25 protein-coding genes are annotated in these 22,004 nt (G+C 50.0%); 10 read left to right on the forward strand and 15 right to left on the reverse strand.

All coding sequences use genetic code 11. The features are described from left to right. Positions 1 to 38: 38 nt before the first annotated feature. The 3 genes from ACZ5ZZ_RS12150 to ACZ5ZZ_RS12160 are packed head-to-tail and all read right to left on the reverse strand — an operon-like array spanning position 39 to position 2,334. Entirely contained in the window at positions 39 to 596 is a 558-nt protein-coding gene (locus ACZ5ZZ_RS12150; RefSeq protein ID WP_464139637.1) for a hypothetical protein, read from the reverse strand. Next, a complete protein-coding gene (locus ACZ5ZZ_RS12155) occupies positions 593 to 1,609 on the reverse strand; it encodes a hypothetical protein (RefSeq protein WP_464139639.1) in 1,017 nt (338 codons plus the stop codon). Before ACZ5ZZ_RS12155 ends, ACZ5ZZ_RS12150 begins: the two co-directional genes overlap by 4 nt. Next, positions 1,600 to 2,334 carry a hypothetical protein gene (locus ACZ5ZZ_RS12160; protein WP_464120487.1) on the reverse strand — a complete coding sequence of 245 codons (735 nt, stop codon included), beginning with the start codon at positions 2,332 to 2,334 and terminating at the stop codon, positions 1,600 to 1,602. The genes ACZ5ZZ_RS12155 and ACZ5ZZ_RS12160 overlap by 10 nt, the downstream gene beginning before the upstream one ends. A 130-nt stretch (positions 2,335 to 2,464) precedes the next feature. Here ACZ5ZZ_RS12160 and ACZ5ZZ_RS12165 point away from each other — a divergent pair, with 130 nt between their 5' ends. From ACZ5ZZ_RS12165 to ACZ5ZZ_RS12175, 3 genes are all read left to right on the forward strand, one after another. After that, positions 2,465 to 3,769: a hypothetical protein gene (locus ACZ5ZZ_RS12165; protein WP_464139641.1), complete on the forward strand. Its 1,305-nt coding sequence runs from the start codon at positions 2,465 to 2,467 to the stop codon at positions 3,767 to 3,769. Between the two features lie 9 nt (positions 3,770 to 3,778). Continuing rightward, positions 3,779 to 4,477 (forward strand): hypothetical protein, encoded by a 699-nt coding sequence (locus ACZ5ZZ_RS12170; protein ID WP_464139643.1) that lies wholly within the window; start codon positions 3,779 to 3,781, stop codon positions 4,475 to 4,477. Positions 4,478 to 4,716: 239 nt separating this feature from the next. Next, the gene (locus ACZ5ZZ_RS12175; protein ID WP_464139645.1) at positions 4,717 to 5,004 is read left to right on the forward strand and encodes a hypothetical protein; all 288 of its coding nucleotides are present in this window, start codon (positions 4,717 to 4,719) and stop codon (positions 5,002 to 5,004) included. Positions 5,005 to 5,039: 35 nt separating this feature from the next. Here ACZ5ZZ_RS12175 and ACZ5ZZ_RS12180 read toward each other — a convergent pair whose 3' ends face one another. The 6 genes from ACZ5ZZ_RS12180 to ACZ5ZZ_RS12205 form a co-directional block, all read right to left on the reverse strand. Next, positions 5,040 to 5,837 (reverse strand): ABC transporter ATP-binding protein, encoded by a 798-nt coding sequence (locus tag ACZ5ZZ_RS12180; RefSeq protein ID WP_464139647.1) that lies wholly within the window; start codon positions 5,835 to 5,837, stop codon positions 5,040 to 5,042. Next, entirely contained in the window at positions 5,837 to 6,658 is an 822-nt protein-coding gene (locus tag ACZ5ZZ_RS12185) for an ABC transporter permease (RefSeq protein WP_464139649.1), read from the reverse strand. Before ACZ5ZZ_RS12185 ends, ACZ5ZZ_RS12180 begins: the two co-directional genes overlap by 1 nt. Then, complete coding sequence (locus ACZ5ZZ_RS12190; RefSeq protein ID WP_464120481.1) at positions 6,659 to 7,636, reverse strand: ABC transporter substrate-binding protein; 978 nt, start codon at positions 7,634 to 7,636, stop codon at positions 6,659 to 6,661. It lies immediately after the preceding gene. Between the two features lie 170 nt (positions 7,637 to 7,806). Next, a complete protein-coding gene (gene hutU / locus ACZ5ZZ_RS12195) occupies positions 7,807 to 9,453 on the reverse strand; it encodes a urocanate hydratase (protein WP_464139651.1) in 1,647 nt (548 codons plus the stop codon). A 29-nt stretch (positions 9,454 to 9,482) separates the two neighbouring features. Then, complete coding sequence (hutH, locus tag ACZ5ZZ_RS12200) at positions 9,483 to 11,018, reverse strand: histidine ammonia-lyase (RefSeq protein ID WP_464139653.1); 1,536 nt, start codon at positions 11,016 to 11,018, stop codon at positions 9,483 to 9,485. A gap of 209 nt (positions 11,019 to 11,227) precedes the next feature. After that, complete coding sequence (locus ACZ5ZZ_RS12205) at positions 11,228 to 11,752, reverse strand: outer membrane beta-barrel protein (protein ID WP_464131447.1); 525 nt, start codon at positions 11,750 to 11,752, stop codon at positions 11,228 to 11,230. A 142-nt stretch (positions 11,753 to 11,894) separates the two neighbouring features. Here ACZ5ZZ_RS12205 and ACZ5ZZ_RS12210 point away from each other — a divergent pair, with 142 nt between their 5' ends. Continuing rightward, the gene (locus ACZ5ZZ_RS12210) at positions 11,895 to 12,386 is read left to right on the forward strand and encodes an NUDIX domain-containing protein (RefSeq protein WP_464139655.1); all 492 of its coding nucleotides are present in this window, start codon (positions 11,895 to 11,897) and stop codon (positions 12,384 to 12,386) included. A gap of 149 nt (positions 12,387 to 12,535) precedes the next feature. Here ACZ5ZZ_RS12210 and rpe read toward each other — a convergent pair whose 3' ends face one another. The 4 genes from rpe to lptG are packed head-to-tail and all read right to left on the reverse strand — an operon-like array spanning position 12,536 to position 15,826. After that, positions 12,536 to 13,168 (reverse strand): ribulose-phosphate 3-epimerase, encoded by a 633-nt coding sequence (rpe, locus tag ACZ5ZZ_RS12215; protein WP_464142387.1) that lies wholly within the window; start codon positions 13,166 to 13,168, stop codon positions 12,536 to 12,538. A gap of 1 nt (position 13,169) precedes the next feature. Then, entirely contained in the window at positions 13,170 to 14,117 is a 948-nt protein-coding gene (gene fmt, locus ACZ5ZZ_RS12220) for a methionyl-tRNA formyltransferase (protein ID WP_464139657.1), read from the reverse strand. Continuing rightward, positions 14,114 to 14,719, reverse strand: coding sequence for a peptide deformylase (gene def, locus ACZ5ZZ_RS12225; RefSeq protein WP_464139659.1), 606 nt, complete (start codon positions 14,717 to 14,719; stop codon positions 14,114 to 14,116). Before def ends, fmt begins: the two co-directional genes overlap by 4 nt. Before the next feature lie 27 nt (positions 14,720 to 14,746). Beyond that, positions 14,747 to 15,826, reverse strand: coding sequence for an LPS export ABC transporter permease LptG (gene lptG / locus ACZ5ZZ_RS12230; RefSeq protein ID WP_464120474.1), 1,080 nt, complete (start codon positions 15,824 to 15,826; stop codon positions 14,747 to 14,749). Between the two features lie 149 nt (positions 15,827 to 15,975). Between lptG and ACZ5ZZ_RS12235 the strand changes: the two genes are divergently transcribed. The 5 genes from ACZ5ZZ_RS12235 to ACZ5ZZ_RS12255 are packed head-to-tail and all read left to right on the forward strand — an operon-like array spanning position 15,976 to position 19,805. After that, positions 15,976 to 17,079 (forward strand): response regulator, encoded by a 1,104-nt coding sequence (locus ACZ5ZZ_RS12235; protein WP_464120473.1) that lies wholly within the window; start codon positions 15,976 to 15,978, stop codon positions 17,077 to 17,079. Positions 17,080 to 17,130: 51 nt separating this feature from the next. After that, on the forward strand, positions 17,131 to 17,955 hold the full coding sequence (nadC, locus tag ACZ5ZZ_RS12240; protein WP_464139661.1) for a carboxylating nicotinate-nucleotide diphosphorylase: 825 nt from the start codon (positions 17,131 to 17,133) through the stop codon (positions 17,953 to 17,955). Further along, a complete protein-coding gene (locus ACZ5ZZ_RS12245; protein ID WP_464139663.1) occupies positions 17,955 to 18,707 on the forward strand; it encodes a biotin--[acetyl-CoA-carboxylase] ligase in 753 nt (250 codons plus the stop codon). The genes nadC and ACZ5ZZ_RS12245 overlap by 1 nt, the downstream gene beginning before the upstream one ends. An 8-nt stretch (positions 18,708 to 18,715) precedes the next feature. Next, the gene (locus tag ACZ5ZZ_RS12250; RefSeq protein ID WP_464120470.1) at positions 18,716 to 19,264 is read left to right on the forward strand and encodes a thioredoxin family protein; all 549 of its coding nucleotides are present in this window, start codon (positions 18,716 to 18,718) and stop codon (positions 19,262 to 19,264) included. 4 nt (positions 19,265 to 19,268) lie between these two features. Next, complete coding sequence (locus tag ACZ5ZZ_RS12255; RefSeq protein WP_464120469.1) at positions 19,269 to 19,805, forward strand: AraC family transcriptional regulator; 537 nt, start codon at positions 19,269 to 19,271, stop codon at positions 19,803 to 19,805. A 49-nt stretch (positions 19,806 to 19,854) separates the two neighbouring features. Here the strand turns inward: ACZ5ZZ_RS12255 and ACZ5ZZ_RS12260 are convergent, their stop codons facing one another. After that, a complete protein-coding gene (locus ACZ5ZZ_RS12260; protein ID WP_464139665.1) occupies positions 19,855 to 20,574 on the reverse strand; it encodes an SIMPL domain-containing protein in 720 nt (239 codons plus the stop codon). A gap of 170 nt (positions 20,575 to 20,744) precedes the next feature. Here ACZ5ZZ_RS12260 and ACZ5ZZ_RS12265 point away from each other — a divergent pair, with 170 nt between their 5' ends. After that, positions 20,745 to 21,389, forward strand: a complete 645-nt coding sequence (locus ACZ5ZZ_RS12265) for a YiaD family glycine zipper/OmpA-like lipoprotein (RefSeq protein ID WP_464131460.1) — start codon at positions 20,745 to 20,747, stop codon at positions 21,387 to 21,389. 50 nt (positions 21,390 to 21,439) lie between these two features. Here ACZ5ZZ_RS12265 and ACZ5ZZ_RS12270 read toward each other — a convergent pair whose 3' ends face one another. Beyond that, positions 21,440 to 21,835 carry a hypothetical protein gene (locus ACZ5ZZ_RS12270; RefSeq protein WP_464131462.1) on the reverse strand — a complete coding sequence of 132 codons (396 nt, stop codon included), beginning with the start codon at positions 21,833 to 21,835 and terminating at the stop codon, positions 21,440 to 21,442. Positions 21,836 to 22,004: the final 169 nt, after the last annotated feature.

Genomic DNA, 22,004 nt, shown 5'->3' on the forward strand with positions numbered 1-22,004 from the left:
GAATCAAAACTGAATGAACTAAGGTCCAGGAAACACAGCTAAAAGGTGTAGGTCAAAGCCAGCACAGCATTGGCTCCGCCCAGAAAATAGAAAACTGAGCTTATCTCTTTATTTTCTTCCTGAGTCGCTCCATAGATATTGGCTGCCGCCAGCAGTGCATGAGTGGCCACACGAATCCATTTGGCCTTGCGTTTTTCTTCCTGTTGCTTGTACAGGAATCTTTGCAGGACCTCATTGCGCTCAGCTAGACTTAAGGACGAGCCCTCGATGGCATAATAAAAAGAATCCAGCTCGTTCCCCGTCCAATAATAAGCGGCTCCAAGTCCGATCGCCGCCAGACCCAAATTGGAGGTAATGGCAAAGATCGTGCGGCTGAAGACTTCTTCTGACTGTTGATACGCGATTGTTCCGCCTATCGCAGCCACCGCCCCGGAAATCATATAAGCCACACCCGTGCGTTCATCTTCCTGCTGCTGATGCAGCACATACTGACGAAACTCCGTCCATTGGACAGCACCAGTATAGGCCGTCTCGCGCTTCATTGCCCACGACGGATGAGAAAGCAGAACTGTCATCATCAGCAGCAAAAGCCTCACAGACTCACCCCGAACTGAACGAAGACGCTTTTATTCTGTCTTTCACTCCAATAGGAAAGCCCCGTGGAAAAGCTTTTATAAGTCGCCAGAAATCCTGCCGACTGATCATACTGCGACCCACTGACCACCGCCTGCAGAAGACCCAGTTGATAAGTGATCGCGGCACGAACAGCATCCTGAAAATTTTTGGTTTCATTGTGAATTTGAACCTGCATACCGACTTCCAGCAAGCCCAGCGGCACAGTGGGTTTTAGCGAAGCCCCCAACAGCCCCTGCGGTCGGATGGGATACTGTTCTGATTTCTTGGAGCTGACACCCCACTGCGAAAGCATGGCAGAAATCTGCGGCTCCCAAACGGCGTCTTCCCAGGCATACAAAATTCCCGGTTCCACATACAAAATGTCCTGATTGTGAATTTCAAAAAGCTTTTCATTATCACCGGCCATGGCTTCGGCAATGGAAAACGAATTTCCAATGTACTTGATATGTGTGTAGCGCAACTGCAAGCCGGCATAAAAATTTCCGGAAGTGAAACTGGCCAACTGGGCTTTGAGACTTTGTTCTTCCGAAGCGATCAGCTCCACCATAGGAAGAGCTGCATTTTCAAACTGATAAACATACACAAGGCGATATGGCTCAATCGAAACACCCCAAGTCGGCCGCTGAAAAGAGGCTTCAATAGAAATCTCGCCATCCACCATCTCGCGCCGGGAAAAGATTTTGGCAACGCCCTGCTCATCGCTTTTGCCGTTAAGAAGCTCTTCGGCCTCGCGCAGGTATTCCATATTACTTCCCAGCATCAGATCCACATCAAAGCGCGGAGCTTTGTCTTTAGCAACAAAAGCCGGATTGCAGGGAAGCCCCCGGCGGAAGCTGTCCATCGAATAACAAACACTTCCCAGAGATCTGACTAGGAAGCGGCTGCCTCCATCCCGTAAGACCGGAGAATAAGTCGCCCCCTGAGCCGTCAGGGCGGACATCGCTGCAAACAACACAAGAAGTCTCAGAAGCATATTTTCTCCTGAGGCCACGGCACCTTCTGGGCCTCGGCTTTGAAGGTCATAAGGTCTGATTCATATTTGGCATATTCACTCTTCTGATCCGGAAAGGCCCGTTGAAGATCCTGCAAAACCAGGATCAGCGTGTCTGTCAATTCAATCATCCACTGGAAGTAAGGTTGCAACTGATCCGAACACAGACTGTGCTTGTGAACCCGACTCCAGGATTGAAGCCCCTGTTCAACGACAGATTTTAACAGCACCACGCGAAGGACTGCTGAATAAAGGCGTGCTCCCGAGTTTGCTTCATGCTCCAGCACCGCCACGGCGGCAGAAATATCGTGGCGTCCCTCTTCTGAAAGCAGTGGCACCTTTTTCCAGTGCTGCGAATACTTTGACAACGATCTCACCAGACTTTGTGTTTGGTGATCCAATGAAAGACCCTCCAGAGGCGCAATCTCGGTTTGAAAGTTCCGCAATACCACAAATGTATAGATCTTCTCGATGCGAATCCCCGCCCGCCCGGCATAGGCTGACGCCAGGGCCATCTTCACATGGGGATGAGAATCTTCCTGCAAGAACTTCTTAAAGTAGCCAATCGCCTCGTCATAGCGCCCCTGATCGATCAGTTTGTGACCGGCAGACAGACGACTTTCGCGAGTCACAGGTTGCTCTTTTGTCTGACACGACAGAAGAGCAGAAACGGACGCAAAAAGTATGAGATGAATGATTGTTCGCATAGATAACGCAGCATACTAATGTCGCTAAGCGCAAAATTCGAGATGACACATAAGGCAGTATAATAATTCCATTGATCCTTACTCCACAGCAATATACCCCTGCCCCGGTGTAACACTTCAGGGAGGCTACATGCGTAATTTCGCTTTTGCTGTAATGATGCTCTTCGCAATGTCCGCTCAGGCGGCGGTTTGGACCGAAGTCAACGAATGGTCCCCGGCCTATGAGGACCGCTTCGCGGAATGGGTGCGCGCGGAATGGCGTACGGACTTCTTCTCTCGCAAATCGTTGAAAAATGGTCAGAGCAATCCTTATTATGGCCTTCGCGTCGATTGTGCCGACACTGTTTATTCCATGCGCATCGTGTTTGCTTACGAAAACCGTCTGCCGTTCGTAGCCCAAGACCCGACAGCCTCTGGCAAAACGATTTCCAATAAAATGAGCCGCTGGGATGGTCAAAGCGAAATCAACCGCGTTCGCAACTTCCTGTTGTTCATCTACAACACCATGAGCACTCGCTCACTTCCAAACGACACTTACCCTGTTGCGATCAGCCGTGACACCATCCGTTCCGGTGGTTTGATGGCGACGACAAAAAAGAATCACCACTCTTGGACAATCAAAGAAATCCTGCCTATTGGGGTGCCTTATTTGGTTTACAATTCTGTTGTGGGCGCGAATTCGGGCTTTGGTTTGCAAGAACGTCAGTCCTGGCCCAATCCTGAATGGGTATTTGAGGGTGACTACTCCGCTTCCAGTGGAGCGGGCTTCCGCTACTGGAGACCGGCTTCTTCTTTGAACAAACCTGTTTGGCAGACTCCGGGCTACAGCGATGAACAGTTTAAAATTCCATTGAACAAATGGGTTCGCTACGTACAAAACCGTCTGGCTTTGCGCCAGGAAACCGACGATCAATTGATTGCTCGTTTGATGAAAACCACCTGTGAGGGCTTCACGGGCCGCGTGACCTCTATCAACGAAGGCATCGACTATCTGAAGCGCAACTCCAAGTGCATGGACTATGCAACTTACGACACTTACTCCACCCCCAACCGTGACCGTCGTATCTTTGACGACTTCATGTCCTTGCGTCGTGCTTACCGCGAAATTCTGCAAATCAATGGCGGCAATCAGCTCAGCGCAGGAACAAAAGCTCAATTGGATAAGATTTTCCCAGCCATCAACCTGTCTGTGGCACAAGAAGCTGCAAAAATGGCGGCACAAACTGTGACAGCTTCTTCTGTCTGCGCGACGGCGTACCTTCCTGGCCGCACGATGGATCTGGCCGAATTCAAGCGCCGCTTGTTCCTGGGGCTGATTTCCAACAACCCGCACGACGGAGGCGAATACCGCTGGGGTGAGGTTCGTGGACCTTCGCAGCGTGCAAGAACCTGCCAGTCATGGGACCATTGGGCTCCGGACTTAAATCAGGAATAGTAAGGAACTATGAGATCGACAAAACTAAGCACTTGGCTTCTGTGGGCACTGGCACTTTTCCTTTTGGGGATTGCAACGGACTATTATTTCCTGCACATCCTTTTCCATCAAAAGCAGCAGGAAACTTTGCAAGTTATCGAAGATCAGGGAGCAGCGATTCCACCGAACGCAAACCCTCAAACGACGGGATCTGATGAAAGTTTTCTAGGGGAAAAGGGGGACTCCGCTACCCCAGCTGATTCCGGCAAAGACAACTTTCTGAAGTCTTTGCAAGAGTGCGCTCCGGAAGTGGCTGCCCAGGCGGTTGCGACCCCTGAAGCCCTGATGGAATATCTGCAGAAAAGCGTGGGTATCGAAAAAGAGGAAATTTCTTTGGAAAACTATCATCTGACTTTGCCAGATGGATCCCTACGCCGTGTGCATTTGATCACGGCTGATAATACCAACGCCAAAGACCGTGTCGAGATCCGCTTCTTCAAACTGGATGCCGAAGGCTATCCGGAACGTCTGCCCCTGAAAGGCGATGAGACCTTGGAGTCTCTGCTGGCTCTGGGCCAAGTCACCCGTCATGAAGTGAAGTCTGAACTTTTCTTGCGTGATAAGACTTCTGTTGCTTTGGAAAAGCACGATAACAAAGTCTTTGAGTTCCAATACAACAATCACGGCAAGATCCTTTCTTGCCGTTTCAAAGAGTGTCAGTGTCAGTAGGGCCCATCCAAGGTCCAGGACCTTATTAAGAATCCGTCACGGTATTTCAATCCACAAGCCCTCTGTTAAGATTAAACACAGAGGGTTTTATCATGACAAAAAGCGGTTCATTTTTGCATAGCCGAAGCTTGTGGGTCTACTACACCCTCTTCTTTTCAGGATCCTTAGTCCTTGTCTATCAAGCACTTGGATGGGAAGTCCTTGGTGATTCTGTCAATTTTCTTTGTCTGCTATTTGTCATGAATGGCTTCCTGGCTCGACGTTTTATCCACGTTATCGAAAACTCTTTGCTGATGACTTTGGGATATATACTGCCCTTGTTGATCCGTAATTGCCTCAAGCTCTCTTATACAGAAGCCCCTTCGGTAAAAGACTTCCTGCAGTTGGCACTGGTTTCAACTTCAACCACTTTGGCTTTGGGATTGGCTTTTTCCTTTGTCGGAATGGTGCTCTTCCACTTCGCTCATAAAATTAAAAAAGCCAGTCGCAGTCGCGTGACCACCAATACGCTGTCTTCGGATGATTAGAGCCTCTGGCTCTTCAGCTCTGCCGGCGGGGCCGGTTAATCCCCGGTGCTTCCCATTGTGGCCTGTTCGAAGCGATTTTGTTCGGCCATCACCATCAGCGACAGTTCTCTTTTTAAGTTGTTAAAATCTGGATCTGCGGGATTGCGCGGGCGAGGAATATCCACCTGCACATCTTTCTTTACGGTGCCCGGGCGATAACTCATCACCACGATACGGTCCGCCAGATATATGGCCTCTTCAATACTGTGAGTGACAAAGACCACGGTTTTTTTAAGATCGCTCCATATCTTTAACAGCTCATCCTGCAAACTTCGGCGGGTTAAAGCATCCAGAGCGCCAAAGGGTTCATCCATCAACATGATCGGAGGATCCAGAGCCAGCACGCGCGCAATCGCCACCCGCTGTCTCATACCACCCGACAGGTCTTTGGGAAAACGTCGGCGGAAGTCTGTCAGTTTCAATGTTTTTAGAAGTTGCTGTAGTTTTTCTTCGATCTTCGCCGGATCTGCTTTTTTGATTTTAAGACCGAAGGTGATATTCTCCTCGACCGTCATCCATGGAAACAAGGCGTACTCCTGAAAAACCATGCCCCGATCCGGGCCTGGCTCAAAGACCTCCTGCCCTCCGACCACAACCCTGCCTTCGGATGGCAGGGAAAACCCCGCTATCGCATTGAGCAACGTGCTCTTGCCACACCCCGATGGCCCCAACAGACAGACGAACTGCCCTTCGGGGATACTGAAGTCAATGTCCTTCAGCGCGACCACGTCCTGCTCTGATCCTTTAAAGACTTTTGAAACATGTTTGATTTGAATCTGTGCCTGATCTGCCATTATTCCAAACCTCGATGCCACCGCAGCAGATAGTTGTTCAAACGACTGACCACGGTATCAATGGCAAGTCCCAGAAGACCGATAGAAAACATCCCGGCAATGATCTTGTCTGACCAGAAATATTCCCGAGCCTCCAAAATGCGATACCCCAAGCCGTTGTTCACGGCGATCATTTCCGCCACAATCATACAGATAAAGCCCGTTCCGATACCAATGCGTACACCACTTAAGATGTATGGCATCGCAGCTGGTACGATGATCTTGCGGAACATTAAAAAAGACCCCGCTCCCAGATTCTTTCCGGCTCGAATATAGATGCTGTCCACGGCTCGAACTCCGACAATCGTATTCATCAAGACGGGAAAAAAAGCGCCCAGTGCGATCAGAAACACGGCGGGGGGATTGCCCAAACCGAACCACAGAATCGCCAGTGGAATATAAGCAATCGGAGGTATCGGACGAAGCACCTGGATTAAGGGATTCATGTAGTCATAGATGTGCTTGCTGGCTCCCATCAAAAGACCCAGCGGCAGCGCAAGCCCCGCCCCAATAACAAATCCCATCAGCACACGATAAAAGCTTTCCCACATGTCCCGAACCAGTTCCCCGGAAAAATACCAGGCAAACTTCGACCCTTGTGACGGATCATATTCCTCCAAAGGCATCAAATACTGATACCACTTGATAAGAACAGCCGAGGGCGCCGGAAGAACCTGAGGGTTCACCCACCCTACGCGCACCACCGCCTCCCACACCAGGATGACAATGACTGGCACCCACACACCCTTAAGCTGAGAAAGGAGGCTTTTCTCGGCCGCCATCTATTTGACTCCCAATGCAGTCTTGGCCTCGGTCAAAAGATCCAGCTTCACCCAGTCCGAGGCTTTAGGTGGTTTTTGCATACGCCCGACACCGTACTTCTGCATAAAATCCGTGGTGATCTGAATATGCTCAATCGTCAGATCATAAGTGTAAGGCGAGTTGCCAATGGCATCTTTGAAATCCTGAGAGGTGATTTGATTTTTAAACATCTTCGAAATCACGTACTTCTCGGCCACTTCCGGCTTTTCGATGAACAACTTTGTCACTTCAACGAAGCACTTCATAAAGCGTTGCGCGACCGGGCGTTGGGTGTTGTACATTTTTTCGGTCATAACCAAAGTGCGAATGGGTTCTCCCATGGGCGTGTCATAGGGTTTCAACAGCTCCACTCCAAAGCCTTTATTGATCGCCTGGGACGCCTGAGGTTCGCTCTGAGCCATGGCATCGATGTTCTTGGCCTGCAGCGCCTGATTCAAATCTGCGAAGGCCATGTAGACGATCTGCACGTCTTTGCCCTTTTGATCAGACCAGGTCAGATTGTTCTTGGCTAGTTCCGCCAAAAGCAGCAGTTCCTGGGCACCCCCTCGGGCGACACCGACCTTTCGACCTTTGAAATCTTTAACTGACTTAATGGGCAGATCCGGACGAATCACGATGCGTGCGCCGCCTTCTGCAAAACCTGCCACGGCGAAAATGGGAACACCCCCGGCTCGACCTGCAATGGCGGCATCGGCTGCACTGGCCGCCACGTCAATTTCTCCGGCGATGATCGCGGGCATAATATCAATGCCCTTGGCAAATACCCGTTCTGTGACTTTCAGATTGTACTTTCCGCAATACTCGCTCATGTAACTGATCGCCCCATAGTGAGCAAACTTAAGATTCCCGACACGCACCAAATCAGGTGCTTGGGCTTGAGCATGAAAATGAAACAGTGAGATCAGAAGAATCCATCCCGTAAGCTTGACCACTTTCATAAAAGGTCCTCCTCCAGCGAAAAGAAATCTTTATGAAAGTATCGTCAAACTATTGGCAGATGATGGCAAGACGAAGACAGGTGTTTGTGTTGTTACACAGGCGCAGCCGTCAACCGGGCAAAAAAAAGCCTCTCGACACAACATCGAGAGGCTCAGTAATGACTTCGAAATTAGATCCAAAGACTGCGAACGCCACGCTCTTTGGCCACTTGTTCCGCCAGCTCGTAACCCGCATCCAAGTGTCTGAAGACACCCATTGCCGGATCGGCTGTCAAGACGCGTTCCAAGCGACGTGCGGCTTTTTCCGTACCATCCGCCACGATCACCTGACCTGCGTGCTGGCTGTAACCCATACCCACGCCACCACCGTGGTGCAAGCTGACCCAAGTTGCTCCGCATGCGGTGTTCACTAGGGCATTGAGCAATGCCCAGTCGCTGACAGCGTCAGAGCCGTCCTTCATCGCTTCGGTTTCACGATTTGGTGAAGCCACCGAGCCGCAGTCCAAGTGATCACGACCGATCACGATTGGCGCTTTCACTTTGCCTTCAGCAACCAGTTTATTGAACAACAACCCTGCTTTCGCACGTTCGCCGTATTCAAGCCAGCAAATACGTGCCGGCAAACCTTGGAAGGCAATGCGTTCTTCGGCCATATCCAACCAACGCAGAAGATCTTTTTTGTGCGGGAACAATTCGCGAAGCGCATCGTCTGTTACTTTAATGTCATTAGGATCACCAGACAAAGCCACCCAACGGAAGGGACCCGAGCCTTTGCAGAACAAAGGACGGATGAAGGCTGGAACAAATCCTGGATAGTCGAAGGCATTTTCAACACCGGCTTCTTGAGCACGCGCACGCAGATTGTTACCATAGTCAAACGTCACAGCACCGCGATCCTTCATGATCAACATGCCACGAACGTGTTTGGCCATGGAATCGTAAGCGGCCTTCAAATAAGCCTTTTGATCTTTTTCACGGAAGGTTTTTGCTGTTTCAACAGTATAACCCTCTGGAATGTAGCCCACCAATGGATCGTGCGCCGAAGTTTGATCCGTCAAAAGATCTGGTGTGAAGTTTTTCTCGATCAATTGATGGATGACAGTTGCCATATTGCCTTGCAAGGCGATGGATTTCGCCTCACCAGCTGCCGTGTATTTTTTGATGCGCGCCAAAGCATCATCAAGATCCGTGGCCACTTCGTCCACGTACTTGGTTTCCAGACGTTTTTGGATGCGAGTGGGGTCAATCTCTACTGCCAAAACACAAGCGCCAGCAAAAACCCCCGCCAAAGGCTGTGCGCCCCCCATGCCGCCCAAGCCCGCAGTCAGGATCACACGACCCGTCAGGTTGCCATTGAAATGCTGGCGACCGGCTTCCACGAAAGATTCGTATGTGCCCTGAATGATCCCTTGGGTCCCGATGTAAATCCAAGAACCCGCCGTCATCTGACCGTACATCATCAGACCTTTTTTATCGAGTTCGTTGAAGTGTTCCCACGTCGCCCACTTCGGCACCAAGTTGGAGTTCGCCAAGAGAACACGTGGAGCGTCTTCGTGAGTTTTCAAAATGCCAATTGGCTTACCGGATTGAACCAGCAGGGTTTCGTCGTTTTCAAGCTCTTTCAACGCTTCCAAAATCTTGTCGAAAGATTCCCAGTTACGAGCCGCTTTACCGATACCACCATAGACCACCAGATTTTCAGGATGCTCCGCGATCACCGGATCCAGATTGTTTTGAATCATACGGTAAGCAGCTTCCTGCAACCATCCCTTACAAACCATCTTGTTCCCTGTAGGGGCTTTCACAACACGAGACATAAATCCTCCAAATTAAAATCTAAAACAAATTACCATTCCAGTTCGCCGACAGTTTGTTCGACGACTTTCATAAGTTCTCCGGACACCATCATGGCTTTGATCGCTTCGACGTCTTTAGAGAAGATGCGGTCTTCTTTTGCAAACGGAACCGTTTTGCGAATGTGCTCATGCACAGCTTTCACGGCTGCGGCTGGCTTCAAAGGCGCCAACAAATCCAAGGCCTGACAGGCTGACAGAAGCTCCATTGCAATAACGTTTTCAGCGTTTCTCAAAATCTGCGCGAATTTTCTTGCCGCGATCGTCCCCATGGAAACGTGATCTTCTTTTTCCGCAGATGTCGGAATAGAGTCCACGCTCGCCGGGTGCGCCAGAACTTTGTTTTCACTGACCAAAGAGGCCGCTGCCACCTGCACGATCATATGACCGGAGTTCAAGCCCCCGTTGGGGGTCAGGAACGGCGGAAGCTCACTCATCTGAGTGGAGATCATTTTGGAAATACGGCACTCGCTGATGCTGGCTTGGGAAGAAAGCGCGATCCCCGCAAAGTCCATCGCGTGCGCCACTGGCATGCCATGGAAGTTACCACAGGATAGAACTTTGTTCGCATCCGCAAACACCAGAGGATTGTCGGTGGAAGAGTTCGCCTCAGTTTCAAGAACCTTCACCGCATATCTCAAAGCATCTTTCGCAGCCCCATGAACCGCTGGCATACAACGCAAAGAATACGCATCCTGCACGCGCGGATCGTTCACGGCGTGACTTTCTGCGATCGGGCTGGTTTCGCCCATAAGTTTAATCAAATTGCGCCCCGTCTTGCCTTCGCCGGCATGAGGACGGCTGGCCTGAATCAAAGGATCAAATGGCTTTCGGGAACCACGCAGGCCTTCCAAAGTCATTGCTCCTGCCAGATCCGCCAACCACAACAAGCGACGGTTTTCCCACAAGGACAAAAGACCGATGGACGTCATCACCTGACAGCCATTGATCATGGAAAGACCTTCTTTGGCTTTCAGCTCCAGCGGAGTGATACCTTTTTGCTTCAACAATTCAGTCACGTGAACGGGCTTGCCGTCAGCGCCCCACGCTTCGCCCTCACCAATGATGGTCAACGCCAGGTGAGACAGCGGAGCCAAGTCACCACTGGCCCCCACAGAACCCTGGGAAGGCACCACCGGAATGATATCGTTGTTCAGGAACTCAAGAATTTTTTCAACAACCAGGGGACGAATACCGCTGTGACCTTTTGCCAGGGCATTGGCACGAAGAACCATCATGGCGCGCGTTTCGGTTTTCGTGAACGGCGCCCCAATCCCCATGGAATGAGAACGGATCAGATTTCTTTGCAGTTGTTCAATTTCAGCGTCTGAAATACGAACAGAAGAGAAGGCGCCGAAACCGGTGTTCACGCCATACATCACTTCGCCACTGGAAATACGACCTTCGATATAGTCACGGGACTTTTGCATGTTGGCTCTTCCGGACGCGGAAAGCTCTGCCTTGATCGAAGGGTTGTGGGCAATCTGATATAGGTTTTCAAGTGTGATATTTTCACCAGTAATCTGCATAGTAGGCCTCTCTTAAAGAAGCCCGCATCCTAGCGCAAAACCCCCACCCCAATCAAAGAAAGGTGCCTGGTTGTTTTTTCTGGCTATGGCGCATCAAAGCCCCCGATAACGCACTATTGCCAGAAAAAACAACCAGGCACCTTTTAACGGAAAAAGCCATTCTGGGGTTAGCAGAATGGCTTTTTGATGTTTCTTGTTTTGTTTGGAAATTAGAACTCTAGAGGCAAGGACACAGAGAACACGTAACTTTCGTTTTGAGCGTCTGTTGTCAAAGCAACCGGACCATCCCATTTGTCCCAAGTGTCTTTGATGTACTCAAGATTCAAGGAAACAAACGGCAGACCTGTGAAGCCCAAGCCGACTTTCACGTTTTTACCTTCAAACTTGTAGTCACCAACCTTGATGTCGTTCGTAAGACCAACACCCACCCATGCACGCAAAAGAATCGGGAAATCAATTCCCACGACACCAGACAAAGTGGATCGCTTTGCATCTTCTTTTGTACCAACATCAGGATCCGTTTCACCACTTCCCATTGTGTAGTCAGCACCTACCCACAACATCAACGGAGTTTTGTAAGCCAGGCGCAAGCCCAATTGAGAACCCGTCAGCTTCCCATCTGGATCCGTGGTCTTACCCATTTCATAACCCACATACGGTTCAATCAAAATATCCGCTTTGGAAACGCTCCCAAATCCAAGAACTGCAACCAACACTACTAAGAGCTTTTTCATAAAGTCTTCTCCTTTTGTAACCCAAAAATATTTTGGACTCCCCTAAAATTCTGAGAGGAGTCCGCCCAAGGGTCAACGATGCAAAGACCGAAACAGTCCCCTCTGGCCCTTAAGCTGGCCGGACCTTCACACAGGAGTTCTTATGTACAAGGACGACAAAGAATATTATGAATCCCTGCCCCGCAAACGTATTGGTGTCGCCGCTCTGATATTCTACAAAAGAATGCTGCTGATCATACAGCCTGGATATAGTTCCAGTTGGATTCTACCTGGGGGCACAGTGGAATATGAGGAGTCCCCACTAGAAGCTCTCATTCGAGAAGTGCAAGACGAGCTAAAGCTCAAGATCGTACCAAAAAAGCTGATCGCTGTCGATTATGTCGCCAACACCGACGTCAAAGGAGAATATCTTCAACTGCTCTTTTCAACCGAAGACTTAACCGAAGAACAAGCCCAATCCATCGAAGCCAAATTCTATGACGTTAAAAATTATCGCTTCATGGATTTCGATGAAGCCCTGCCATTACTGGCACCCAACATCGCCAGGCGCCTGCAAAGCCTGCAAGATCACCCCAATGAAATCCTCTACCTAGAAAACGGCAAACAAAACCCCATCGCCCTGCTGAATCTTTAAAAGGTGCCTGGTTGTTTTTTCTGGCTACTGCGCAGCAGACAACAAAACTTACTTAACCAAAGCCAGACAAACGCGCGCCCCAAAGCCAACTAAACACCCCCAGCACGACGACTGATGCGTTGTAGCCAGAAAAAACAACCAGGCACCTTTTAAGCGTTTTTAAGAGTAGTGATGGCGGAACGGTAGTCTTTGCCGAAGACGTAACTGCCAGCGACGAAGACGTCAGCTTCGTGGCAGATCTTCGCGGTGTCGGCGTTGATGCCGCCGTCCACTTCGATCAGACAATTCAAGTTTTTAGATGAGATCTCTTCGCGCAGACGCGTGATCTTAGCAACTTGATCGTGCATGAAGGATTGACCTCCAAAGCCCGGCTCAACCGTCATAACTAAAACCAAATCACACAACGGAAGCAGCGGTAAAACTTGCTCCACCGGAGTGCGCGGTCTTAAGGTGATGCCCGCTTTGGCACCCAACTCGCGGATCTTGCGCAAAGTTCCTGCGGCATCTTTGGTGGATTCCACATGAATGGTCAGGTAATCACTGCCCGCTTTGATGAAGTCCTCCACATAGCGTTCCGGCTCTTCGATCATCAGATGCACATCCAATGGCAGTGAGGACACCTTTTTCAAAGACTTCACCACAGGAATGCCAATCGTGATGTTCGGAACAAAACGCCCGTCCATCACATCGACATGCACCCAGTCCGCCCCAGCCTCTGTAATGGCTTTGATCTCTTTTTCAAGATTGGCAAAGTCCGCTGACAAAATAGAGGGCGCAACCAGTTTAGACACCGAGCATATCTCCAACTTTTAGAGGATGACCTTTGAGGAAGTCCTGAGCCAGCATGCGGTTGCGGGATTCAGGCTGAAGTTCATAGATTTTCAAAATCCCATCACCGGTCGCAACCGAGAAGTGATCCTCATTCAAAGAGGTCACCGTTCCCGGCGCCACTGTGGTAATACCAGAAACCGGCTTCACCTTATGAAGTTTTAGCTTTTTTCCCTGCAACAAAGTGTAAGTGCCCGGCCCATAAACAAAGCCACGGACCTTGCCATCAATCGCCTTAGCCGAAGTCGCCCAGTCAATCTGGGATTCCTGCTTTTCAATTTTTTTGGCCAACGTCACTTGGGATTCATCCTGCGGAACCGGCGCCAGATTCCCGCGCACATAATCCATCAGTTCCACCTGCAGAAGTTCCGCTCCCAGACGAGCCAGTTCATCATGCAGCTCCAGAGCATTCATTTCAGGAGTGATCTTCACACGGCGAATGCCAATGATGTCACCGGCGTCAAGCTTACGCACCATCTTCTGCAAGGTGACTCCGGATTCGACGTCACCCGCTTCAATCGCACGCTGAATCGGTGCGGCCCCACGCCAACGGGGCAACACAGAACCGTGCACGTTCACGCAACCAAATTGGAAAGAGTCCAAAAACTCTTGCGTCAGGATCTGACCGAACGCCACGACAACCGCGACTTCAGCCCCCCAGGTTTTGATTTCTTGAAGCATCAAGGGATTGGCTTTTAAAGACTCCGGCGCCAGGACTTTCAAACCGTGGGCTTGTGCCAGGGCCTTCACAGGACTTGGAGTCAGTTGCAACTTACGACCGGCGGGACGATCCGGCTGGGTCACAACACCTACGACCTCAAAGTGCTCATCCGACAGAAGAGCTTTCAACGAGGTCACGGCAAATTCAGGCGTCCCTAGAAAACAGACACGGACCTTGCTCACACTTCACACTTTTCTTCGTCAGCAGTTGTGGCTTCACCCTCTTTATCTTTTTTAACCGGGTAGCCGTACTTTTTGATTTGGTTTTTGATTTTATTGCCCTTCACGAAGCTCAAATGGTCGATGAACAAAGTTCCTTCCAAATGATCCATTTCGTGCTGCATGCAGATCGCAAGCAGACCGTCAGTTTTAACGATAAATTCTTTGCCGTTCACATCAAAAGCTTTCATTTCGATGTAGTCAAAGCGCTGAACCGTTTCGTAGTAACCAGGGATGGACAGGCAACCTTCGTCAAAAGTGGTTTTGCCTTCGCCTTTAACGATCTCAGGATTGATCAAAACCAACGGCTGTTTCACGGCCGCTTCAAGTTCGGTCATTTCTTCGTATTTGTAACGGCGGCCCTTTTCGTCTTTAGGGCGCGTATCGATCACCACCATACGAACCAGCTCCCCCACTTGCGGGGCGGCCAGGCCGATACCATTGGCGTGATACATAGTTTCAATCATATCCTCTGCCAGTTTGGCGATTTCAGGGCCAAAGGTTTCTACCGGCTGCGAAACTTCTCGCAACTTAGGGTCAGGGAATGTGAGGATTTTCATGATCATGGGAACCTCCGGGAGGCCCCCATTATATCAGCGTTTGAGCTTTTTGAGAAGAACGAAGGCCACGCCCAACATAACTATGTTGGGGGTCCAAGCGGCTGCGACCGGAGGGAGCGTCCCGTGCTGCCCCAGGGTGATCCCGGACGAATAAAACACGTAATAGGCAAAGACCAGGGCCAGACAGATCCCGACATTCAACATGGTCCCGCCCGAACGAGCCCGACCCACGCTGAAAGGCAGGCCCAGCAGACACATGACCAGGCCCGCAAAGGCAAAGCTGATCTTGGAGTGATAATCGACCTCATAGGCCACCGTATCCAATCCAGCGTCCCGGTTTTTATCAATAAAGCGTTCCAGTTCCTTCTGGGACATCATATCCGCTGTCTGACCGGCACTTTGCAGATCTTTGGAGTCCTCAGCCATCACGATACTTTTGGTTTTAAACGGACTTGTCAGTGGGAAGCTTGAGTCCTTGCTAAAGATGGTGACTGTCCCCTTCTCCAGCAACCACTGGGCCCCTTGAATCTTCACCTGAGCTGCCGTGATCATTTGCACCAAATCCCATTCATCGCTGAAGAAATACATGGTCAAACCCTGGGCTCCATCCCCTTTGGCATTCAATGTCTTAATATTGAAGATAGAGTTCTTGGAGCGGTACCAGATACGGTCTGTTTTAATCGTGGAAAAACGATGCGGCTCTTTTTTCAGATCGTAATACAAAATGTAGTTCTTTTGCTTGGTCGCGCGCGGAAGCACCCGGTCCGACACCGCATACCCCAAAGCCGAAATCGCCGCCACTAGCGCCAACATGGGCAAAGTGATACGAATCAAGCTCATCCCGCTGGCAAATAACGCAACGAGTTCATTGGCTTTATTCAAGCTGCTCAACGTCAGAATAACGCCCAACAAACAGGCAACCGGAAGCAACTGGTGCACAATGCCGGGGAAGGAATATATGTAATAATTAACCAAGGCCGAGGGCGCCACGTCCTTGTAATTCACCATCGTGCTCATCGCATCCACAGCCGTAAAAAGCGTCAGAAACACCAAAAGGCCACCGACGAAGTAGCCTAGAAAAAGCCCTGCTGTGTATCGATCAATTCTGTTCACGTCTGATCCTCTTAAACCTATCTGCTTCAGCATACGCGTCTGTCAACACTCCGAATTCATCGGAGTCGCCGGCGATCCAGCTCTGCCGGCGGGGCCGAACAACGCCGATAACCCTTGACTGGAGGCGGAAATCCTATTTTACTTTGCTTATGGCTTTACGCGTCTTGCTTGCAGATGAGAGTTCCACAATCAAAAAAGTAATGCAACTGGCATTGTCTGACTTCGGGGTTGAAGTTAAATCGGTCCCCGTGGGTCTTGATGTGTTGCAAGTGGCTAAGACCTTCAAGCCTGACATTGTTTTCGCCGACGTCCTTTTGACCAAAAGATCCGGATATGAGGTCTGCGCTGATCTTAAAAATGATTCCGAAACTGCTCACCTTCCTGTCGTATTGATGTGGAGCGGTTTTATGGAGATCGACGAGGCCAAGGCAGTGGAATGTCAAGCGGACCGTCGCCTGGAAAAGCCGTTTGATGCGGATCATTTGCGAACGATTGTTTCGGACCTGGTTCAAAAAACCAAATCCAACCCTGTCAGCAGCTTTTTGACGTTCCCGGAAATGCCGGAATTTGAGGAAACTCCTGCTGAAGCCGAAGCATCTGCCCAAGAACACTCAGACTATGCCATGCCAGAGGAAAAATCCGAAGGCTTCCTGAATATTCCTGAAATTGATGCAGATGAGGCCAACCTTCTGGAGGTTTCCGGCGAGGAGTTTTCGGCCGTTCCGTTGACGTCCCCTAAAGGCGAAGACGAACACGACGAAGGCGGCTGGGCGCATCAGGATCTGACCAAATTCAAAATCCAAATCCCGGAAGTTGAAAGTGCTGACTTTGCCTCTAAATTCGTGATCCCTCAGGATGATGAACTTTCAGGTGCCCACATTGAAATGGATGGCGACTTCGAAGAGATCAGCTTTGTGAAGCCTTCTGCGGAAGTGACAAAAACCAAGGCTCCAACGGCGGAATCCTTCATTTCCAACGTCGAAAAATCCGTCAAAGATCAAATGATGGAAACCCTTAAAAAAGGTGCAACAAAAGTCACCTCCACAGGGGCGGCTCCGTCACCTGCTTCTAATGCTAAGCCCAATACACAATCCAAGGTGGACTTAGACCCCAATATGATGGAAAAGATTATCCGTGAGGAAGCTCGCGAAGTGATCGAATCCATTTGCTGGAAAGTCCTTCCCGAGATCGCTGAGCGCATCGTGCGCGAAGAAATCAAAAAGATCCTCCGCGAAACTGAAAAGTCTATCTAAAGCGGTCAGTCACAGATCATACAGCTGACCGCCACTTGTGAGGTCACGCTTATGACATTGCTGGAGCTCATCCGCGCAGCCATTAAAGAAGACATGCCAAATGGCGATGTCACCACAGAATCCCTAGCCTTAAAGCCCCGTATGGGACGCGCTCGTTTAAAAGCGAAGGAAGACATCGTTCTTTCCGGCGCCATGGCATTTGAACAATCCATGCAGTCCCTGGAACCCACCTGCCGTATCAAATGGCACTTCGAAGAAGGTGATGAAATCCTGAAGAACCAAATCATCTGCACCATCGAAGGTGATCTGGTGCAAATCCTGAAAGCTGAACGCGTGGCCCTGAACTTCCTGGGACACCTGTCCGGTATTGCCACCCACACTCGCCGTTTTGTTAAAAAGATCGAAGGCACCAAAACCAAGATCCTGGACACTCGTAAAACCACACCTGCTTTCCGGGATCTGGAAAAACGCGCCGTGGTTCACGGCGGCGGAGTGAATCACCGAATGAACCTCAGCACAGCCATCCTGATCAAAGACAACCATATCTCGGTCATGGGCGGCATCACCAATGCCATCAATCGCGTGCGTGAACACAGCAATCTTCCCATTGAAGTGGAAGCTGCGAATCTGGACGGTGTCAAAGAGGCCGTTTCCATGAAGGTGCAAAGAATCCTTCTGGACAACATGGACAACGACACTTTGAAAAAAGCTTTAGAGATCATCCCTGCTGAAATCGAAACCGAAGCCAGCGGTAACATGAACCTGGACCGCGTGGCTTCTGTGGCTGCTTTGGGCGTAAACTACATCTCCGTGGGCGCGCTGACTCACTCTGCGCCGTGCGCAGACGTCAGCCTGGTCTTCCAGTGGGAGGACTAATGACGGACACTCCTGTTTCTGATATCCGTATTGGCTATGTGACCTCCCAATGGGCCGAGAGCAATCATCTGTACGTTTCCTATCAAAAGGAAATGCCCAGCACGAATGTTCTGGCCAAGGAAGAAGCCTTCGCAGAAAACCTGATGGAAGAGTCTTTGTGTCTTTATGTGACGGACCACCAAACAGCGGGTCGCGGTCGCGGTAAAAACACGTGGGTGGATTCTCGCCCAGGCAGTGCACTGCTAAGCTCATGGACTTATCTTCTGGGTACTAAGCCTCAACCGACAACATCCTGCTTGGTTGGCCTGGCGGTCTATCGCGCCTGCTCGACGACCTGGCCCTTTCTGCCTTGGAACCTAAAAGCTCCGAATGACATCTATATTGGCGCAAAAAAAGTAGCGGGCATCCTTCTGGAAAATGTCGCTCAAGGTGATGAAGTTCGCTTGATCATCGGTCTGGGCCTGAATGTGACAGCGTCCCCTGAAGAAGTTGAAACATCCACAAGCATTATCGAATCCTTGCCGATGGGCGCTCCGCTGCTGGGCCAGGACTACATGGGCTTCCTGGATCGTCTGTTGTTTGAGTTGACAGATGCTGTTTCACATTCCGATGAAGAGCTGAGCCCGACAGATCAACTGTCTTTGCTGACAGCTCTGAACCAGCATCCTTTGTTAAAAGAAAAATACACGGGAATGAAAGCCGATGGCAGTTTGCTAATTGGTGAAAAAGAAATCAACTGGTCCACACTGTAGGTGCTGATATGGCTTTGACGTTCACTCCATTTCCAGATTTGGGTAATAGCTGCCCCGACTTCACATTGCCGGCGGTAGATGGAAAAACCTATTCTTTGGCGGACTTCGCCAAGGGGCATCCGCTGGTGGTGATGTTCATCTGCAACCACTGTCCCTACGTGCAGGCCATTGAAGATCGCCTGATCCAACTGGGCACAGACTTAAAAAAACAAGGCGTCTCTGTCGTCGCTATCTGCTCTAACGATGAAGTCAGCCATCCGGAAGATTCTTTTGCAAACCTGAAAAAGCGTGCTGAAGAAAAGGGTTACCCTTTCGTATATCTGCATGACAAGACTCAGGACATTGCCAAGAAGTTCGGTGCTGTTTGCACTCCGGACTACTTTGTCTATGACAAGAACCACAAGCTGGCGTATCGCGGCCGCCTGGATGACTCCTGGAAAGATGCCAGCAAAGTCACCAAGCGCGAGCTTTATGATGCGGTTCAGACATTGCTAAAAGACGAAAAAGTTTCTGAAGATCAAACGGCCTCTATGGGCTGCTCTATCAAGTGGGTTTAAGAAGATGAAATATGTATTGGTATTTATTGCAGTGGCGATGATTTCTTTCGGTTTGTTCCTGGCAAACTACCTGGGTGCTTTCCGGGGTGTTGAGATCTCTGAAGTGACTCAAGGACCATTTAAGATTGTCTATGTTGAGCACGTTGGCCCTTATCACAAAGTGAACAAACAACTGGAACGCATTGAAAAGTACATGCAGTCCCAGGGCATCACTTGCGGTCGTACTTTTGGTGAATATCTGGACAACCCTCGCGAAGTGGAAGAAGCACGCCTGCGCTCCAAAGTGGGCTGCATCCTTGAGGGCGAACCACCAAAACTGACCGAAGGCCTACAGCTGGGTGAAATCCCGCAGCGTAAATATGTGATGGCTGTCTTCACTGGATCCCCGGGCATCGGGCCTTTGAAAGTGTATCCGAAAGTGAATGACTTTATGCTGAAAGCCGGCCTGAAGCAGACCGACGCTGTGATTGAAATCTACGAGATTCACTCCATCACAGAGAAAAATGCCATGACCACCACTTACCTGTTCCCTGTACAGTAAATCAGCTCGAGTGCGTGCCGTTAAAGACTCACGCACTCGATCCTAAAAATTAATTGATTTCGTATTCAGCCGTGACTTCCACACGAACTTTGATTTGACCGGAAGACAGTTCTGTCGGAGCCGCCTCGGCCGCCATGGCTTTCAGTCCAAAGTTTCTGAACACCGGTTGCGGTGGGTTGATTCCTGAAGTCCCGTGACTGATCTTGGATACGCCTTTAATTTTAACACCGGCCGCTTTGGCGATTTCATCAGCTTTGGTGCGAGTCATACGAACAGCATCTCCCAAGGCCGCTGTTTCAGCCTGAGGACGTTTGTCAGAATCCCAAGCCAAAGAGTTCACATTCACGCCGGAATCCGTGGTCTTTTTCTCGGCCACCAGGGCATCCAGGAAATTTCCCGCATCCTCGACCTTACGCAAGGTCACAGACAGACTTTGCACCACACGGAAGCCGACCAACTTATTCTGACGGGTCTTTTGATCGTATTCGTATTCAGGGCTCAAGGAATAGTTGTCCGTCTGGATGTCCTCTTTTTTGACCTTGAAATCATCCAATGCCTTTTTAACTTGCTTAAATTGATTGGCCGCCAACTGCTGCGCTTGCTTCGCCGTACTTGCCTTGCTCCATACCTCGACGTTCATATGAACCAGGTTTGGATCCAGTCCTTTTTCCGCCGAACCACTGACCACGATAAAACGATCTTCGGCGTGAGCAATCATTCCGGTCATCAATGCCGCCGCCAAAAGGCCGGCTCCTAAAACTTTCTTCATGCAATACCCCTTTCCATGGGTGCTATCCCTCAAAGCATAAATCAGACTTTGTAGAAGGCAAAGGGCTAGAATCTTAGTGCAGTATCCCAACCAGACGCAGCGATTCTTATATTGCACTCTGACAGAAATTATCCCGATAATAAGTTCTCAATAATTAAGGAGTTCCCCCCATGAAAAAAATGATTCTGATTGGTACTGCCGTAGCAATGATGCTGACTGGTTGTGCGACAACGAAAGAAAACCCTAACACAGCAAAAGGTGCTGGTATTGGTGCTGCGATTGGCGCCGTAGCCGGAGCTGTGATCGGTCACCAGACTGGCAAACGCAACGAGGGCGCCCTGATTGGTGCGGCTTTGGGTGCTGGTATCGGTGGTGTTGTGGGCAACCGTTTGGACAAACAACAAAAGGAACTGGCAAAGATCGCTGAAACAAAAAGAACTGAACAAGGTTTGATCACGAAGCTTAAAAGTGACATCTTGTTTGACACTGGCAAAGCCGATTTGAAGCCCGCAGCAAAAGAAAACATCAATCAGCTGGCTGCCATCATGAAAAAGTATCCAGAGAACGTTCTGACCGTTAAAGGTTACACAGATGACACTGGCAACGCCATGGTGAACAACCCTCTTTCTGAAATGCGCGCAAAATCTGTCAGCGCTCAACTGATCGCGGCAGGTGTTCCGGCTCAGACTGTGACTTCTGTTGGTATGGGCGCTGCGAACCCAGTGGACCCTGCAAAAACAAAAGAAGCTCGTGCTAAAAACCGTCGCGTGGAAATTGAAATCACTGTCGACGAATCCAAAGTTCCTAAGTCATAGGATAAAAAATCCAAAGCGAGGCCTCTGAATAAGGCCTCGCTTTTTTTTAGCTATTTGCCACGGTCATTGCCTCGATCACCATGATGTCCGCCGTGTCCACCTCCATGATGGCCACCTTTTTTACCACCACGATCACCGCCACGTCCTTCATGGTCTCTGTAGGGTTTGCACACAGAACCACAGCGATAGAAACCGCGTCCCCAGCCACCCCAGCAATACTTTGCCGTTTCTTCATAATGAGCCGGGCATTCAGAGGTTTCAGGCTCACAAGCGCCAAGCATGGTCATGTCTTCAGCGGTCGGCTGTGGCGGACAGTATCCACTGAGCGGCTGAAGCACAACGGTACCATCTTCTCTCAGAACTGCGGTCCCCTCCTGCACCTGAGCCTGCGCAAAAGATCCCAACATCATCAACCACACCACCAAAGACGAAACTAACACTTTCATTTTATCTCCTTTATTTTTAGTCAGGCGGAATTGCCTTTGGTCGGTAGCCTATTTTTTGAAAAATATCTTTTCCACAAAAGAAGAACCACTTTGCGTTTATGCACCTAGCATTCAATTTTGTGAGCAACAGCCCGGACCATCACTCCACCCTTGCACCCTTGACATTCTC

Source organism: Bdellovibrio sp. HM001 (genome assembly GCF_055397275.1).